This window comes from Acinetobacter sp. 228 (assembly GCF_048147885.1).
This window is the reverse complement of record NZ_JAYWYV010000639.1, coordinates 1-1,011: the sequence shown is the minus strand read 5'-3', so window position 1 is coordinate 1,011 and position 1,011 is coordinate 1. Positions and strand designations below refer to the sequence as shown.

General features: G+C 41.4%; 1 protein-coding gene. It reads left to right on the top strand.

What is annotated here, in order from left to right; translation table 11 throughout:
- The first annotated feature begins 190 nt into the window (after positions 1-190).
- Positions 191-883: a YggS family pyridoxal phosphate-dependent enzyme gene (locus tag VXQ92_RS21490; protein ID WP_265642999.1), complete on the top strand. Its 693-nt coding sequence runs from the start codon at positions 191-193 to the stop codon at positions 881-883.
- Positions 884-1,011: the final 128 nt, after the last annotated feature.

Sequence of the window (1,011 nt, the reverse complement as noted above, 5' to 3'; positions counted from 1 at the left end):
CAGAGAGATGTAAATCGGACGCGCCATTTTTCACAGAGAAGGCGAGTAGCTCTGTAATATCCATAATTTCCCCAAGTAAATCAAAATATGTCATTATTTTGTAGAATAATATACGGCTTTCACCGAGGCTTACCAACACCTCGCTTTAGGTGAAAAGCAAAAAAGTTTTTTGAAAATGAGAACCTTGTCAATGAATTACCTGCAAGATGCGCGACAGCACGTATTACAGCAAATCAGAACAGCTTGTGAACTTGCTCAGCGTGCGCCTGAAACTGTGCAACTTTTAGCCGTATCGAAAACTCATCCGAGTGAAAGATTGCGTGAAATGTATGCAGCAGGACAAAGAGCATTCGGCGAAAATTATTTGCAAGAAGCTTTAGATAAAATTGATGCTTTACAGGATTTGGATATTGAATGGCATTTCATTGGTCATGTTCAGCGGAATAAAACTAAGCATTTGGCCGAGCAGTTTGATTGGGTTCATGGGGTAGATCGTTTAATTATTGCAGAACGCCTGTCTAACCAACGTGGTGATGACCAAGCTGCGCTTAATATTTGTTTGCAAGTGAATATTGATGGGCAAGACAGTAAGGATGGTTGTGCACCGGAAGACGTTGCCGAGCTGGTTGCTCAAATGAGTCAACTACCGAAAATCAGGTTACGTGGTTTAATGGTGATTCCGGCACCTGACAATACAGCTGCTTTTGTAGATGCCAAAAAATTATTTGATGCGGTAAAAGACCAACATGCTCACCTAGAAGACTGGGATACATTGAGTATGGGAATGTCGAGTGATTTAGAAGCCGCAATTGCCGCTGGTTCAACCATGGTACGTGTAGGCACAGCTTTATTTGGGGCTAGAGACTATTCACAAAAAGGCTGATGTAAGCGATTTCTTACAGAAATTGCGGCCTTTTGCGGCTATGGCAGACCATGCTTTTTTTGTACTATGAACTCATCAGGAAACAGGATGTTTCTAAGAATAACAATAAAAAGTCATGAATGGATGCA